Genomic DNA, 13,575 nt, shown 5'->3' on the forward strand with positions numbered 1-13,575 from the left:
CGGGTTATCTTGTGGCATAGCTATCGCTGCTGCAGCCGGAGACAAAGGGCAATGGACGAACAAGATCCCGTGACCCCCTCGGCGGAGAACCTCCTCGCCGCCGCCCGCGGGCAGAAGGGCCCGCCGCCCGTCCACCTGTGGAACCCCCCCTATTGCGGCGAGATCGACATCGTCATCAAGCGCGACGGCACCTGGATTCACGAGGGCACGCCCATCGGCCGGACCGGCCTGGTGCGGCTTTTCGCCTCGATTCTGAAGAAGGAGGACGGCCGCCACTACCTCGTCACCCCGGTCGAGAAGGTCGGCCTGCAGGTCGAGGACGCGCCCTTCGTGGCCGTCGATTTCGAGGCGGATGCGGATCGGATCGTCTTCACCACCAATGTCGGCGACGTGGTCGAGGCCGGGCCGGAACACCCGATCCGGGTCGAGCACGGCGCGGATGGCGAGCCGTCGCCTTACGTCGAGGTGCGCGCCGGGCTCGAGGCGCTGATCGACCGCAAGAGCTTCTACCGCCTCGTCGAGATCGGCGAGGAGCGCGGCGGCCAGTTCGGCCTCGCCTCCGGCGGCGCCTTCTTCCCGATCATCGCCGCGGAGAAGCTGGAGGGGTAAGAGGCCGGGCCGGCCCGTGATCCGGCATGGGAGAACTTTACGGCCCGGAACGAGGGCCGTCAGGCCCACCCCGGCAGATGACGCGCCGCCGCCGCTGGCCTACCCTGCGCGCATCCCACGCGCCGAGGAGGCCGCCATGCCCGACCACGCCGTCATCATCGGAACCGGCCCCGGCCTCTCCGCCTCGCTGGCCCGGGCGCTGGCGCGGCGCGGCCTCGGCCTGACCCTCGCCGCCCGCTCCACCGACGACCTCGAAGACCTCGCGCGCGAGACCGCCGCCCGCACCGTCGCGATGGATGCCAGCGACCCCGCCGCGATGGCGGCGCTCTTCGCCGATCTGCCCGGCCCCCTGCGGGTCGCGGTCTACAACCCCTCGGCCCGCAGCAAGGGCCCGATCGACGCGCTGGACCCGGAGGCCGTGCGCCGCGCGCTCGAGGTCACGGCCTTCGGCGCCTTCCTGATGGGGGCCGAGGCGACCCGCTTGATGCGCGGCAATGACGGACGGCATCGCGGCACGATCCTCTTCACCGGGGCCAGCGCGGGGGTGAAGGGCTTCCCGCGATCGGCGCCCTTCGCGATGGGCAAGTTCGCCCAGCGCGGCCTCGCGCAATCCATGGCGCGCGAGCTGCATCCCGAGGGAATCCATGTCGCCTGGATCAATATCGACGGCGCCATCGGCGCGCGCGACGACCGCCCCGATCGCCTGAACCCCGACGCCATCGCGACCGCCTATATGCAGCTCATCGACCAGCCGATCTCGACCTGGACGAACGAGCTGACGCTGCGCCCGATGGCCGAGCCGTTCTGACATGACCGCCGCCCGATACGCGCCGATCCCGTTCGGCTTCATCCTGTCGGGGCTGATATCGCGTCTCGTCTCGGGGATCGCGGCCGGCCGCGCCGCCGGCACGGCGGAGGGCATGCTCGAGCTCTGGATGCGAAACCGGGCCATGGCCACCCCCGCGCTTCGGATCGTCGCGCAAATCGCGCCGCGACGGGCGGCGCGGCTGGTGCGGGCGGCGTGATGCTGACACCATGCTGTCAGCAGGGGGGTGCGATGGACGGGGCATCGACAACAGGAGCCCCGACCATGACCCACGCCCCCGCCACGCCCATCGTCTGGACCGAGATCCCGGTCACCGATCTCGACGCCGCCGGGCGCTTCTACGAAGCCGTCTTCGGCTGGACGCTGAAGCGCGAGAGCAGCCCCGTGAACGACATGCTGGTCTTCCCCCATGACGAGACGCAGGGCGTCTCGGGCCATCTCTATCCCGGCACGCCCGCGACCGGCGCAACGACCCATTTCGTCCTGCCCGACACGGTCGAGGACGCCGCCGCCCGCCTGCGCCAGGCGGGCGGCACCCTGCTGGACCAGCCCGTGGTCGAGATGCCCTTCGGCCGCTTCGCCTATGCGCTCGATCCCGACGGCAACTCCATCGGCCTGTTCCAGCCCGCGGCGCGGGAAGGCTGATGCGGCGGGCCGACCGCCTCCTGCGGATCATCGACATCCTGCGGGGCGGTCGGCTGGTGACGGCGCGCGAGCTGGCCGAGACGCTCGAAATCTCGCAGCGCACCGTCTACCGCGACGTCGCGCATCTGATCGGCAACCGCGTGCCCATCGAGGGCGAGGCCGGCATGGGTTACGTCATGCGCGCGGGCTACGACCTGCCGCCGATCATGTTCTCGCAGGACGAGGTGGTGGCGCTGGTCGGCGGCATCCGCCTGATCCGCGCCTGGGGCGGCACCGGCATGGCCCGCGCCGCCGAGGCCGCGCTCGACAAGATCGCCGCCGTCCTGCCCGAGCCGGCCGCCGCGCGCGCCGGCTCGGTGCATGTCCACGCCTTCCGGCCCGACCACCTGGACGCCGCGACCACCGACCTGATCGACCGGATCGAACGGGCCACCGCCGAGGGTCTGCGCCTCACCCTCGATTACGCCGACGAGGCGGGCCGCTCGACCCGCCGCGACGTGCGCCCGCTGGGGCTGTGGTTCTGGGGGACGGTCTGGACGCTGGTCGGCTGGTGCGAGCTGCGCGACGATTTCCGCATGTTCCGCGTCGATCGTATCGCGGGCATGACCGAAGGCCCGCCCTTCCCGGTCGAGTCCGACAAGACGATCGAGGTCTTCCGCGACCGCCATTACGAGTGAGTGCGGCGGCTCAGGCCGCCTTGGTGCCGCGCGGCGGGTAATCCTTCTCGCGGATGAAATCGACCTTCGAGAGCAGCATCTTCATGTCGGGCCGCACGAAAGGCGTCGACGACATCTCCAGCATCCAGAGCGTGCCGTCCGGCTTCACCCAAGCCAGACCCGGCTCCGAAAAAACCTCCGGCTCGCCATCGTTGCGCGCTCCCGACAGGTACAGGCCCCAATCCCGCGCCTGCGCCTCGGTCAGGCCGAAGCCCATCGGGATCGGGTCCAGGCCCCAGTCCTTGTGCGCCTGCTCGGCCTTCTCCTTCGGGTCCATCGAGACATTGATCACCTCGACCCCCTTCTCCAGCCACGCGTCGTAATCGCCGCGCAGATCGTTGAGGAAATTCTTGCAGATCGGGCAGTGCAGCCCGCGATAGAAGACGATCATCGTGAAGGCGTCGGGGGACTGGTCCTCCAGCCGCCACTTCGCGCCGATGATCAGCTCAAGGTCGAGCGACGGGGCGGGGTTGCCGGGGACGGGCATCGAAACGGACATGGGGCACCTTGGGTTGTGTTGGCTTGCCCATGAAACGGGGCCGCCCGCGTGCTTGTTCCCTCCGACGCGCGACCCTCCGGGGCTTCAGCCGCGAAACGGCGACGGCCGAAGCCCCCGCCCCGCGCTCTCGACGACATCCGCGATCCGCTTGGCCCGCGTGGCCTCGGTCTTCGCCGCCTTGATCCAGCCCAGCGTCCCGCGCTGCACGCTCGCCGGCCAACCGTCCCAGACCGCGCGCAGATCCCCCAGCGCCTCCGCCAGGTCGTCCGGCACGATCCCAGCCTCCACGTCGTCGAGGAAGCTCCACATCCCGTTCGCCTGCGCCGCCGCGATCTTCGCCTCGCCCGCCGGCGTCATCGCGCCCGCGGCCCGGGCCCGCGCGACCAGCCGCTTGTTCACGCCCGACCAGGTCGAGCTCTCCTTCCGCGGGGCCACGAAATGCGCCGAGCTGTCGTCATCCACCCGCCGCACCACCGCATCCACCCAGCCCCAGCAAAGCAGCTCCTCCACCGCCTCGCCCCAGGGCAGGTGGTCGGGATGATGCGCCTTGTAGGTGGCCAGCCAGACGCCCTCCGCCTACCCGTGATGCGCCGCCAGCCAGTCCCGCAATTCGGCGCGCGACGCGACGGTGACCGGGGCCGCGTCCTTCATGCCCGCCGCCATTCGCCGGGGGCCAGCCCGTCCAGCGTCCAGTCCCCGACCGACCATCGGATCAGCCGCAGCACCGGCAGGCCCACATGGGCGCACATGCGCCGCACCTGCCGGTTGCGCCCCTCGGTCAGCACCAGCCGCAGCCAGGCATCGGGCACCGTCTTGCGCAGCCGCACCGGCGGGTCCCGCGGCCAGAGCCAATCCGGCGGCGCCACGAGCTCGACCTCGGCGGGGCGCGTCGGCCCGTCCCTCAGCGTCACGCCGCCGCGCAGCGCGGCCAGCGCCTCGGGCCCCGGCACCCCTTCGACCAGCGCGTAATAGGTCTTGGCATGCCCGCCCGGCGCGCTGATCCGCGCCTGCTGCCGCCCGTCATCGGTCAACACCAGGAGCCCCTCGCTGTCGCGGTCGAGCCGTCCCGCGGCATAAACCCCCGGCTGGTCGATCCAATGTTTCAGGCCCGGCCAGCGCCCCTCGTCGGTGAACTGGCTCAGCACGTTCATCGGCTTGTTGAACAGGATCAGCATTGAGAGGTCCGCAAGCGCTCGCCTGGAAGATTACAAGAAAAGATTGACTACTGCGGTTTTCTACAAGAAACGGGCGAAGGCAACAAACTTCGTGGCGGCTTGGGGGCAGCATGACCGAAAACGAACCGAATGTTCCCACTACGTTCCGAACACGAACACTTCCGGTCCCAAGTCGTCTCGCAGGCTATGCGAGACTAATTGACAGCCATGGCCTTCGCACGATCCTTCCGTACAGGCTCCATGTTGTCGCGACGACCAACACGCGGCTGAAAACTGTCGACTGTGTTGTTCATCCGGCTCCTCGCTGGCCCGGGGAGACCACCGTCGATCATCTCGTCTTCGCGCTCAAGAACGAAGGCGTGAACCTCTTGCTGCTCAAGCAGATCATGCAGAAGGTTGGGCCTGGCGACCTTGAGAAGGCGATTGGCCAGAAACCCACCAGCGCATATCTGAGACGGCTGTGCTTCTTCTACGAGTGGCTGGGTCTCGGGACAATTTCGCCGCCGCTGCCAATCGGCGGCAACTATGCGGACGCGGTCGACACCAAGCATCAATATGCGACGGCGCGGAGTGTGAACGTTTCACGCTGGAGGGTCCGCGACAATCTTCCGGGATCATCCGCCTTCTGTCCGCTCGTCTCGCGAACCTCCCGCATTGACCGCTACTTTGCGGAAGATCTCGCCGCCCGGGTTCAGAGAACGATCAACGCGATTCCGGAAGATATCTTGAGGCGCGCCGCGGCATTCCTGATGCTCAACGACTCGAAGGCGTCCTTTGAGATCGAACGCGAACGCCCGTCGAAAGACCGGGCTCAACGTTGGGCTGCTGTCATAGGTCGGGCAGGTGAGACTGCGCTATCCGTGCAATCCCTTGTAGAGATGCAGCGGAACCTGATCGAGGATGACCGCTTCGTCCAACTCGGCATTCGGACGGAGGGTGGCTTCGTCGGGGAACACTCGCCGGTAGGAGAGCCGCGGCCCGATCATATCTCCGCTCCGCCAGAGAGTTTGTCGTACTTGCTAGAAGGTCTCGTCGACTTTGAGCGCTTGTCATCCGAAAAAGGCTACGACCCGGTCCTGACCGCAGCGTCCATTGCGTTCGGCTTTGTATACATTCACCCTTTCGAAGACGGGAACGGACGACTTCACCGATATCTTATCCACCACGTTCTGGCGCGGCAGGGGTTCCTGCCCGATGGCACGGTCATCCCTATCTCTGTCGCGATCCTGGAGGACCTGCTCGGATACCGCTCGACCCTCGAAACCGTATCGCGCCCCATGCTCACGGTCATCGACTGGCGAAGCACCGCCAAGGGCAATGTTGAGGTCATCGGGGACGTCCGCCACTATTACGAAACCTTCGACGCGACGCCCCACGCCGAATTTCTCTACGCAAAGCTGGAACGCGCCGTTGATGTCATGCTGCCGGACGAACTGCGTTTTCTATCATCGCGCGACGCATTCCACAGGGCTGTCGGGAAAATCGTTGACATGCCGGAACGGCTCGTCGACCTCCTCTATCATATGCTCCGTCAGAATGAGGGAACGTTCAGTCGGCGGATGCGGCAGCGGGAATTCGAGAGCCTGACGGATGACGAAGTGGAGGAGATAGGCGCAGCCTTCGCGGAGGCGACTGCCGACACCTAATGCGCCTCGGCCCAGTTCGGCCCCTGCCCCGCATCCACGGTCAGCGGCACCGACAGGTCGACCAGCGGCATGTTCGCGCCCTCCATCACCTCGCGGGCGCGGTCGATCAGCGCGTCGACATCGTCCTCGGCCACCTCGAACAGCAATTCGTCATGCACCTGCAGCAGCATCGTCGCGTCCAGCCCCGCGATCGCGTCCTCCATCCGCACCATCGCGCGGCGGATCACGTCGGCGGCGGTGCCCTGTATCGGCGCGTTGATCGCCGCGCGCTTGGCGAAGCCCGCGCCGGGGCCCTTCTGGTTGATCTCGGGCGTGTGGATGCGGCGGCCGAACAGCGTCTCGACGCGGTCGTGTTCCTTGGCGAATTTCACCGTCTCGTCCATGTAGGCGCGGATGCCCGGGAAGCGCTCGAAATAGGTGTCGATGAAGGCCTGCGCCTCCTCGCGCGGAATCCGCAGGTTGCGCGCCAGCCCGAAGCCCGAGATGCCGTAGATCACCCCGAAATTGATCGCCTTGGCCTGCCGCCGCACCTCGGGCGTCATCTCGTCCAGCGGCACGCCGAACATCTGGCTGGCGGTGATCGCGTGGATGTCCTGCCCGTCGCGGAACGCCTGCTTCAGCGCGTCGATCCCCGCGATATGCGCCAGGATGCGCAGCTCGATCTGGCTGTAATCCAGCGCCACCAGCACCCGCCCCTCGGGCGCCACGAACGCCTCGCGGATGCGGCGGCCCTCCTCGGTGCGGATCGGGATGTTCTGCAGGTTCGGATCGGTCGAGGCGAGCCGGCCGGTATTCGCCCCCGCGATCGAATAGGAGGTGTGCACCCGCCCCGTCTCGGGGTGAATATGCTCCTGCAGGCTGTCGGTATAGGTCGATTTCAGCTTCGAGATCTGCCGCCAGTCGAGGATCAGCCGCGGCAGCTCGTGCTCGGTCGCGAGATCCTCAAGCACATCCGCCCCGGTCCCGTAGGCGCCGGTCTTGCCCTTCTTGCCGCCGGGCAGGCCCAGCTCGTCGAACAGGATCTCGCCCAGCTGCTTCGGGGACCCGACATTGAAGGGCCGGCCGGCCTTGGCGTGGATCTCCTCCTCCAGCCCGGCCATCTTCTGCGCGAAGGCCCCCGACATGCGGCTCAGCACGTCGCGGTCCACCTTCACCCCCGCCCGCTCCATCCGCGCCAGCACAGGGACCAGCGGGCGCTCCATCGTCTCGTAGACCTGGGTCACGCGATTGGCGTGCAGCCGCGGCTTGAACAGCCGCCACAGGCGCAGGGTGACATCGGCATCCTCGGCGGCATAGGGCGCGGCCTTGTCGATGGCGACGCGGTCGAAGGTGACCTGGCTCTTGCCCGTCCCGATCAGCTCCTTGATCGGGATGCATTGGTGGTTCAGGTAGCGATCCGCCAGCGCGTCCATGCCGTGCTGATGCAGCCCCGCGTTCTGCGCGTAGGAGAGCAGCATCGTGTCGTCGAGCGGGCCCAGCGCGATCCCCAGCCCCGCGAAGATCTTCCAGTCGTATTTGATGTTCTGCCCGATCTTCAGGATCGCCGGATCCTCCAGCATCGGCTTGAGCATCTCGAGCGCGCGGTCGAGCACCATCTGCCCCTCGGCCAGCGCGTCGCGGTCGAACAGGTCGCCGCCGCCCTCGACATGGCGCAGCGGCACATAGCAGGCCTCCCCCGGCGCGACCGCCAAGCTCACCCCCACCAGCTCGGCGCGCATCTCGTCGAGCGAGGTCGTCTCGGTATCGACGGCGACGTAGCCCGTCGCCGCGATCCGGTCGAGCCAGGCCTGCAGCCCCGCTTCGTCGCGCACCACCTCGTAGGCGGCGGGGTCGATCTCGGGATCGTCGGGCGCCTCGGGCGCGCGCGGGACCGCGATCTCGGGCAGGGCCGGCGGATCGCGGTCGAAGCGCTCGGCGATGCGGCGCGTCAGCGTGCGGAACTCCATCGCGTTGAGGAATTCCAAGAGCTTGTCCGGATCCGGGTCGCGCAGCTCCAGGTCGTCGAGCGAGAAATCCAGCGTCACGGCATCGTCCAGCCGCACCAGCTCGCGCGACATGCGGATCTGGTCGGCCTTCTCGATCAGGGTCTGGCGGCGCTTGGGCTGCTTGATCTCCTCGGCATTGGCCAGGAGCGTGTCGAGATCGCCCCATTCGTTGATCAGCTGCGCGGCGGTCTTGATGCCGATGCCCGGCGCGCCCGGCACGTTGTCGGTGCTGTCGCCCGCCAGCGCCTGCACGTCGACCACGCGGTCCGGGCCCACGCCGAAATATTTCGCGACGCCCTCGCTGTCGATGGTCTCGTCGGCCTTGCCCTGGATGCCCGGCTTGCTCATCTCGACCCCGCCGCCGACCAGCTGCATCAGGTCCTTGTCGGCCGACACGATGGTGCAGCGCCCGCCCGCCTCGCGCGCCTGGCGCGCCAGGGTGGCGATGATGTCGTCGGCCTCGAACCCCTCCAGCTCCTCGCAGGCGATGTTGAAGGCGCGGGTCGCCTCGCGCGTCAGCGGGATCTGCGGGCGCAGATCCTCGGGCAGCTCGGGGCGGTGGCCCTTGTAGTCGGGATAGATGTCGTTGCGGAACGTGTGCGAGCCCTTGTCGAAGATCACCGCGATATGGGTGGCGGCATCCGGCCCGGTGTTCCGCTCGACATAGCGGTCCAGCATGTTGCAGAAGCCCGCGACCGCGCCGATGGGCAGCCCGTCGGACTTGCGCGTGAGCGGCGGCAGCGCGTGGAAGGCGCGGAAGATATAGGCCGATCCGTCGATCAGGTGCAGGTGGCAGCCCTTGCCGAATGCCATGGCGTATCCTCCGGAACGTGTCGCAGCTTCCTTTGCCACGATGCGCCCGGCGGCGCCAGAACGCGCGGCGCGCCCGGGGTGCCCTCTGGCCGAAAAGACCTCGGCGGTGGGTTGGCTCCCGGGGGCCCAAGGGGTGCAGCCCTCAGCCTCGCCTCGGGGACCCCCCGCAGCGCCCGGCCCGCGCGCTGGCCGATGGCCGCCGGATCGCCGCGCGGGCAGCGGCCCCACGCGGCGCGATCCGGGATGGAGATGGTCGGAAGCTTGGGCCCGTGGCGCGCAGATCCCGCCGTTCGGCGCGCGAATATCAACCCCGACGCGGACCGGTCACGCCAAACGCCCCACCCGTCGCGCCCGCGCTCAGACCAGCGCGGTCGCCGCCAAATGCCAGGTGATCGCGACGAAATAGACGACCGAGGCGACGACCACGAAGCCGTGCCAGATCGCGTTGTGGAAGCGCATCCGCTCCAGCAGCAGGAAGGGCGTGCCCAGCGAATAGATCAGCCCGCCGGCCACCATCAGCGCGAAGACCGGCCAGGAGGTCGCGGCGATCACCTCGCCGCCCGCCAGCAGCACGCCCCAGCCCATGCTCAGCCCGATCACCACGCTGAGCGAGGCGGAGCGGCGCTTGCGCAGGAAGACCGTGGCCGTCGCCACCACGGCGGCGGTCCACATCATGATGAGGAAGGTCGCCCCCGTCCCCGACAGGAGCGCGAAGGGCGTCACCGTGCCCGCGATCTTGAGATAGATCGCCGACAGGTCGAACCGGCGCAGACGCTCGGCCCAGTCGGGATGCGGCACATGGTTATAGGCCAGCGACGCGCTCAGCATCGCGATCAGCGTCGCGCCATAGACCGACACCGCCAGGATGCCGGTGAAATCGCCGCGCCAGAACGCCGTCAGCGTGATCAGCACCGGCACCGCGGCCAGCGCCATCACCAGCCCGGCCAGGTGAACCACCGCGTCGCTGACCATCTCGGCCCGGTCGTAGGGCCGGGGCAAGCGGGCGGCGTGGGTCGGTTCGATCGCGGACATGCTCTGAGTATAAACCAAGAATCGTGAATTTCCCGTATCTCGGACCGAAACGGACCTTTTCCGTGGCGTCAGGCGCAGCGCCGCGCGTTATCCCGCGCCCCGCGGCCCTTTTCGGATTGGCCTCTCCGGCCCCGGCGCGGGTCCCGTCACAACCGCGCGACCCGGCCGCGCGCCGCGGCCTCAGCCGTCGTCCAGCACGAAGCGCTTGTCGCAATAGCCGCATTCGACGAAGCCCACCTTCGGGTCGATCGACAGCCAGACGCGCGGATGGCCCATCGCGCCCTCGCCGCCGTCGCAGGCCACGCGCAGGGTCGTGACCGTCTCGGTCTCGGGCGGCGGCAGGTCGGTCTGGCGGCTGGGATAGCGCGGGGTTCCGGTGGTCATGGGTGCAGGCCTTCGGCTTGTCGGGGGGGCCCGTCCGCAATAGGTGGGCCGTCACCGGCTTATGCATGAGCGGCCGGGGGACGCGCAACACCCGGAGACCGCATGGGCCAGCCTGCCGCAGGAAACGCGATCGAGATCGAGGGCCTGCGCAAGGTCTATGCCGGCGACGGCCGCAGCCCCGCCAAGGAGGCGCTGAAGGGCCTCGACCTGACGATCCCGACCGGCGCGATCTTCGGCCTGCTGGGCCCGAACGGCGCGGGCAAGTCGACGACGATCAACATCCTCGCCGGGCTGGTGAAGAAGACCGCCGGCCGCGTGCGGATCTGGGGCTTCGACCAGGACCGCAATCCCCGCCAGTCGCGCGCCGCCATCGGCGTCATGCCGCAGGAGCTGAACCTCGATCCGTTCTTCACCCCCGCCGAGGCGCTGGAGGTGCAGGCCGGGCTCTACGGCGTGCCGAAATCCGACCGCTGCACCGACGAGATCCTCGACCTCGTGGGCCTCGCCGACAAGGCCGGCGCCTACGCACGCACGCTCTCGGGCGGCATGCGCCGGCGGCTCCTGCTGGCCAAGGCGCTGGTCCATCACCCGCAGATCCTCGTGCTCGACGAACCCACGGCGGGCGTCGATATCGAGCTGCGCCAGATGCTCTGGCGCAATGTCCGCCGCCTCAACGAGGAGCGCGGCATGACCATCATCCTGACCACCCACTATCTCGAGGAAGCGCAGGAAATGTGCGACGAGATCGCCATCATCGGCGATGGCGAGCTCATCGCCCGCGACCGCACGGAGAACCTGCTCGCGCGGATGGACGGCAAGACCCTCGTCGTCACCCCCGAAACCCCCGCGGGCGAGATCGCCGTCCCCGACGGCGTCGAGATCGCGCATCGCCCGGACGGCGCCATCGCGCTGACCTATTCGCGCGCGCGCATCTCCGCCTCCGAGGTGCTGGCCGCCCTCGCGGAGGCGGGCGTCGGCATCCGCGACGTCCGCACCGAGGAGCCCGACCTCGAGGATGTCTTCGTCTCGCTTACCCACAAGGACTGACGCGGCAAGCCCGTGACCAGCCTCACCGCCTATTGCGGCCTCTTCCTCTCGGCCCTCGTCGCCGCCACCCTGGTGCCCGCCGGGTCCGAGGCCGCGCTCGCCGCGCTTCTCGTCACCGGCGAATTCTCGACCCCCGGCCTCCTCCTCGCCGCCAGCCTCGGAAACGTGCTGGGCGCGACCGTGAATTACGCGCTGGGCCGCATGGCGGGCCGCTTCCGGGGCCGCCGCTGGTTTCCCGCCAGCGAAGCCGGCCTCGCCCGGGCGGAGCGCTGGTACCGCCGCACCGGCCGCTGGTCGCTCCTGCTCTCCTGGCTGCCGATCGTGGGCGACCCGATCACCGTGGCCGCGGGCCTGCTGCGCGAACCGGTCTGGAGCTTCCTCGCCCTCGTCGCCATCGCCAAAACGGGCCGCTACCTCGTCCTCGTCGCCGCCTTCGCCTGACCGCCCCGCCGCAGCATGTCCTTCGCCGCCAGCGCCGCGCCGGCGGTGATCAGGAGGCAGGCGGTCCAGACCGTCCACGATCCCTCGGCCCGCCCGAACCCGATCAGGACCAGCGTCGACAGAAGCGGCGCGGCATAGCTCGCCGCGCCCAGCACCGGCAGGTCGCCGCGCTTCACGCCGATATCCCACAAAAAGAAGGCCAGCCCGACCGGCCCCAGCCCCAGCCCCGCCACGGCCAGCCATTCGGCGCCCGCGGGCCAGACCGTCCGCTCCAGCGCCAGATGCGCCAGCCCCGACAGAAGCGCCGCCCCGAGGCAGAAGCCGCTCACCGCGCCGGTGGGCACATGCGCCACGCGCCGCGACAGCACCGAATAGCCCGACCAGATCAGCGCCGCCGCCCCGGCCAGCGCATAGCCCGCGGCATGGTCCCCCGACAGCGCCAGCCCGCGCCCACCGGTCACGATCAGCGCCGCGCCGGCGAAGCCCATCGCCGCGCCGGCCAGGTGATGCGCGCGCAGCCCCGCGCCCGCCGACATCAGCACGATCAGAAGCGGCCAGAGATAGGCGATCAGGCTGGCCTGCACCGGCGGCGCCGCGCGCAGGGCCAGCACGTAGACGAGGTGATAGCCAAACAGCCCGCCCACCCCCAGCGCCCAGACCGGCCAGGGCTGCGCCCAGGCGCGCCAGGAGCGCGGCCGCAGCAGCAGCGCCGCGCCGCCGCCCAAGGCGAAGCACATCGCCAGAAGCTGCAGCGGCGGCACGTCGCCCGACAGCGTCGTGAACAGCGCCAGCGTCGCCCAGAGAAGGACGGCGCCGAAGCCCGTCAGCGTGGCCATGTTGCGGCTCATGCCCCGCGGTGACGCGCCGGGCCCCGCCCGTCAAGCCGCCGGCCGCGCGGAGAATTCCCCCTGCCCCGATCTTGCCCAAGACGGGTCCCGCTTCGGCTCGAATCGCCCGGCAGAGCGTTAAGCATGAACAAGCTCCGCACCCTCCTCCCGCTTTTCGCCGCCATGGTGATCTCCGCCGCGACGCCCGCACTGGCCGCGCCGATGGAGATCTGGTTCCAGGAACGCCTCTACGGCACCGATCCCGGCCGCGTGGCGCCGGCCGGCGGCGCCGATCCGCTCTTCAACAACATGCGGCCCACCTGGGTCGAGGATGCCGATTACCTCAACGTCCGCTTCCGCGACGTGTTCGACTTCGCCGACCTGAACTTCCACTCGATCAGCTCGATCACGCTGACGCTGACCCACAACATCAACGAGCTGACCAGCCCGTTCAGCCTGATGGTCGCGGGCTTCGACGATTTCACGCTGACCGACGCCTTCGCCAGCCCGCTGTCGCGCGACGGCGACATCCTGAACCCCTGGGTGGCGCAGACCTTCGTCCTCGACGCCACCACCGATACCGGCGCCACCACCGCCTTCGCCCGGACCCTATCCGCGCAGGAGCTCGCGTTCAGCTTCCGCGACGACGCGCTGCCCTTTCTGACGCCGAACTCGATGCTGCTCAGCTCGGCCTCGCTGTCGATCGAGGGCATCGCCGTCGTCCCGCTGCCCGCGCCGATCCTGCTGCTCCTGGCCGCGCTGGGCGGGCTGGGCGTGATGAGCCGCCGCAAGGCCAAGGCCGACCCCACCATCGTCTGACGCGCGCCCCAGACCGCGGATGCCGTTTCGCAGCGCCGTCTCGGCCGGGGCGGCGCCGCTTTCGCATCGCCGGGCCCGCTCCGCGCGACGGCGCTTGCCTGACGCCCCGCC

The 13,575-nt window shown here is 69.2% G+C and carries 16 protein-coding genes; 9 read left to right on the plus strand and 7 right to left on the minus strand.

Annotated elements, in window-relative coordinates; translation table 11 throughout:
* Positions 1-51 precede the first annotated feature (51 nt).
* The 5 genes from P8627_RS07560 to P8627_RS07580 all read left to right on the plus strand — a co-directional run bounded on the left by P8627_RS07560 (position 52) and on the right by P8627_RS07580 (position 2,757).
* On the plus strand, positions 52-609 hold the full coding sequence (locus tag P8627_RS07560; protein ID WP_279967158.1) for a DUF1285 domain-containing protein: 558 nt from the start codon (positions 52-54) through the stop codon (positions 607-609).
* Positions 610-745: 136 nt separating this feature from the next.
* Positions 746-1,417, plus strand: a complete 672-nt coding sequence (locus P8627_RS07565; RefSeq protein ID WP_279967159.1) for an SDR family NAD(P)-dependent oxidoreductase — start codon at positions 746-748, stop codon at positions 1,415-1,417.
* 1 nt (position 1,418) lies between these two features.
* Positions 1,419-1,634, plus strand: coding sequence for a DUF2798 domain-containing protein (locus tag P8627_RS07570; protein WP_279967160.1), 216 nt, complete (start codon positions 1,419-1,421; stop codon positions 1,632-1,634).
* Between the two features lie 65 nt (positions 1,635-1,699).
* Positions 1,700-2,080: a VOC family protein gene (locus P8627_RS07575; RefSeq protein WP_279967161.1), complete on the plus strand. Its 381-nt coding sequence runs from the start codon at positions 1,700-1,702 to the stop codon at positions 2,078-2,080.
* A complete protein-coding gene (locus tag P8627_RS07580) occupies positions 2,080-2,757 on the plus strand; it encodes a helix-turn-helix transcriptional regulator (protein WP_279967162.1) in 678 nt (225 codons plus the stop codon). The genes P8627_RS07575 and P8627_RS07580 overlap by 1 nt, the downstream gene beginning before the upstream one ends.
* 10 nt (positions 2,758-2,767) lie before the next feature.
* Here P8627_RS07580 and P8627_RS07585 read toward each other — a convergent pair whose 3' ends face one another.
* From P8627_RS07585 to P8627_RS07595, 3 genes are all read right to left on the minus strand, one after another.
* Positions 2,768-3,295: a redoxin domain-containing protein gene (locus tag P8627_RS07585; RefSeq protein WP_279967163.1), complete on the minus strand. Its 528-nt coding sequence runs from the start codon at positions 3,293-3,295 to the stop codon at positions 2,768-2,770.
* A gap of 84 nt (positions 3,296-3,379) precedes the next feature.
* Positions 3,380-3,805 (minus strand): YdeI/OmpD-associated family protein, encoded by a 426-nt coding sequence (locus P8627_RS07590; RefSeq protein WP_279967164.1) that lies wholly within the window; start codon positions 3,803-3,805, stop codon positions 3,380-3,382.
* Between the two features lie 137 nt (positions 3,806-3,942).
* Positions 3,943-4,470 carry a pseudouridine synthase gene (locus P8627_RS07595; protein WP_279967165.1) on the minus strand — a complete coding sequence of 176 codons (528 nt, stop codon included), beginning with the start codon at positions 4,468-4,470 and terminating at the stop codon, positions 3,943-3,945.
* 110 nt (positions 4,471-4,580) lie between these two features.
* On the opposite strand from P8627_RS07595, the gene P8627_RS07600 reads away from it, so the two are divergent.
* Positions 4,581-6,116 (plus strand): Fic family protein, encoded by a 1,536-nt coding sequence (locus P8627_RS07600; protein WP_279967166.1) that lies wholly within the window; start codon positions 4,581-4,583, stop codon positions 6,114-6,116.
* Here P8627_RS07600 and polA read toward each other — a convergent pair.
* The 3 genes from polA to P8627_RS07615 form a co-directional block, all read right to left on the minus strand.
* The gene (gene polA, locus P8627_RS07605) at positions 6,113-8,914 is read right to left on the minus strand and encodes a DNA polymerase I (protein ID WP_279967167.1); all 2,802 of its coding nucleotides are present in this window, start codon (positions 8,912-8,914) and stop codon (positions 6,113-6,115) included. The genes P8627_RS07600 and polA overlap by 4 nt on opposite strands.
* Positions 8,915-9,271: 357 nt before the next feature.
* On the minus strand, positions 9,272-9,946 hold the full coding sequence (gene trhA, locus P8627_RS07610) for a PAQR family membrane homeostasis protein TrhA (protein WP_279967168.1): 675 nt from the start codon (positions 9,944-9,946) through the stop codon (positions 9,272-9,274).
* A gap of 180 nt (positions 9,947-10,126) precedes the next feature.
* Positions 10,127-10,330, minus strand: coding sequence for a zinc-finger domain-containing protein (locus P8627_RS07615; RefSeq protein ID WP_279967169.1), 204 nt, complete (start codon positions 10,328-10,330; stop codon positions 10,127-10,129).
* Between the two features lie 102 nt (positions 10,331-10,432).
* Here P8627_RS07615 and P8627_RS07620 point away from each other — a divergent pair, with 102 nt between their 5' ends.
* Entirely contained in the window at positions 10,433-11,377 is a 945-nt protein-coding gene (locus P8627_RS07620; RefSeq protein WP_279967170.1) for an ABC transporter ATP-binding protein, read from the plus strand.
* Between the two features lie 12 nt (positions 11,378-11,389).
* Positions 11,390-11,818 carry a YqaA family protein gene (locus P8627_RS07625; protein ID WP_279967171.1) on the plus strand — a complete coding sequence of 143 codons (429 nt, stop codon included), beginning with the start codon at positions 11,390-11,392 and terminating at the stop codon, positions 11,816-11,818.
* Here the strand turns inward: P8627_RS07625 and yddG are convergent.
* Positions 11,788-12,666, minus strand: a complete 879-nt coding sequence (yddG, locus tag P8627_RS07630) for an aromatic amino acid exporter YddG (RefSeq protein ID WP_279967172.1) — start codon at positions 12,664-12,666, stop codon at positions 11,788-11,790. The two genes, P8627_RS07625 and yddG, sit on opposite strands and share 31 nt — an antisense overlap.
* A 123-nt stretch (positions 12,667-12,789) precedes the next feature.
* On the opposite strand from yddG, the gene P8627_RS07635 reads away from it, so the two are divergent.
* Positions 12,790-13,464 carry a VPLPA-CTERM sorting domain-containing protein gene (locus tag P8627_RS07635; protein WP_279967173.1) on the plus strand — a complete coding sequence of 225 codons (675 nt, stop codon included), beginning with the start codon at positions 12,790-12,792 and terminating at the stop codon, positions 13,462-13,464.
* Positions 13,465-13,575: the final 111 nt, after the last annotated feature.

The organism is Jannaschia sp. GRR-S6-38 (assembly GCF_029853695.1).
Lineage (GTDB): Bacteria > Pseudomonadota > Alphaproteobacteria > Rhodobacterales > Rhodobacteraceae > Jannaschia > Jannaschia ovalis.

Coding starts and splice junctions, on each gene's coding strand:
- P8627_RS07560 (WP_279967158.1), top strand. CDS start 52: ATGGACGAACAAGATCCCGTGACCCCCTCGGCGGAGAACCTCCTCGCC.
- P8627_RS07565 (WP_279967159.1), top strand. CDS start 746: ATGCCCGACCACGCCGTCATCATCGGAACCGGCCCCGGCCTCTCCGCC.
- P8627_RS07570 (WP_279967160.1), top strand. CDS start 1,419: ATGACCGCCGCCCGATACGCGCCGATCCCGTTCGGCTTCATCCTGTCG.
- P8627_RS07575 (WP_279967161.1), top strand. CDS start 1,700: ATGACCCACGCCCCCGCCACGCCCATCGTCTGGACCGAGATCCCGGTC.
- P8627_RS07580 (WP_279967162.1), top strand. CDS start 2,080: ATGCGGCGGGCCGACCGCCTCCTGCGGATCATCGACATCCTGCGGGGC.
- P8627_RS07585 (WP_279967163.1), bottom strand. CDS start 3,295: ATGTCCGTTTCGATGCCCGTCCCCGGCAACCCCGCCCCGTCGCTCGAC.
- P8627_RS07595 (WP_279967165.1), bottom strand. CDS start 4,470: ATGCTGATCCTGTTCAACAAGCCGATGAACGTGCTGAGCCAGTTCACC.
- P8627_RS07600 (WP_279967166.1), top strand. CDS start 4,581: ATGACCGAAAACGAACCGAATGTTCCCACTACGTTCCGAACACGAACA.
- polA (WP_279967167.1), bottom strand. CDS start 8,914: ATGGCATTCGGCAAGGGCTGCCACCTGCACCTGATCGACGGATCGGCC.
- trhA (WP_279967168.1), bottom strand. CDS start 9,946: ATGTCCGCGATCGAACCGACCCACGCCGCCCGCTTGCCCCGGCCCTAC.
- P8627_RS07615 (WP_279967169.1), bottom strand. CDS start 10,330: ATGACCACCGGAACCCCGCGCTATCCCAGCCGCCAGACCGACCTGCCG.
- P8627_RS07620 (WP_279967170.1), top strand. CDS start 10,433: ATGGGCCAGCCTGCCGCAGGAAACGCGATCGAGATCGAGGGCCTGCGC.
- yddG (WP_279967172.1), bottom strand. CDS start 12,666: ATGAGCCGCAACATGGCCACGCTGACGGGCTTCGGCGCCGTCCTTCTC.
- P8627_RS07635 (WP_279967173.1), top strand. CDS start 12,790: ATGAACAAGCTCCGCACCCTCCTCCCGCTTTTCGCCGCCATGGTGATC.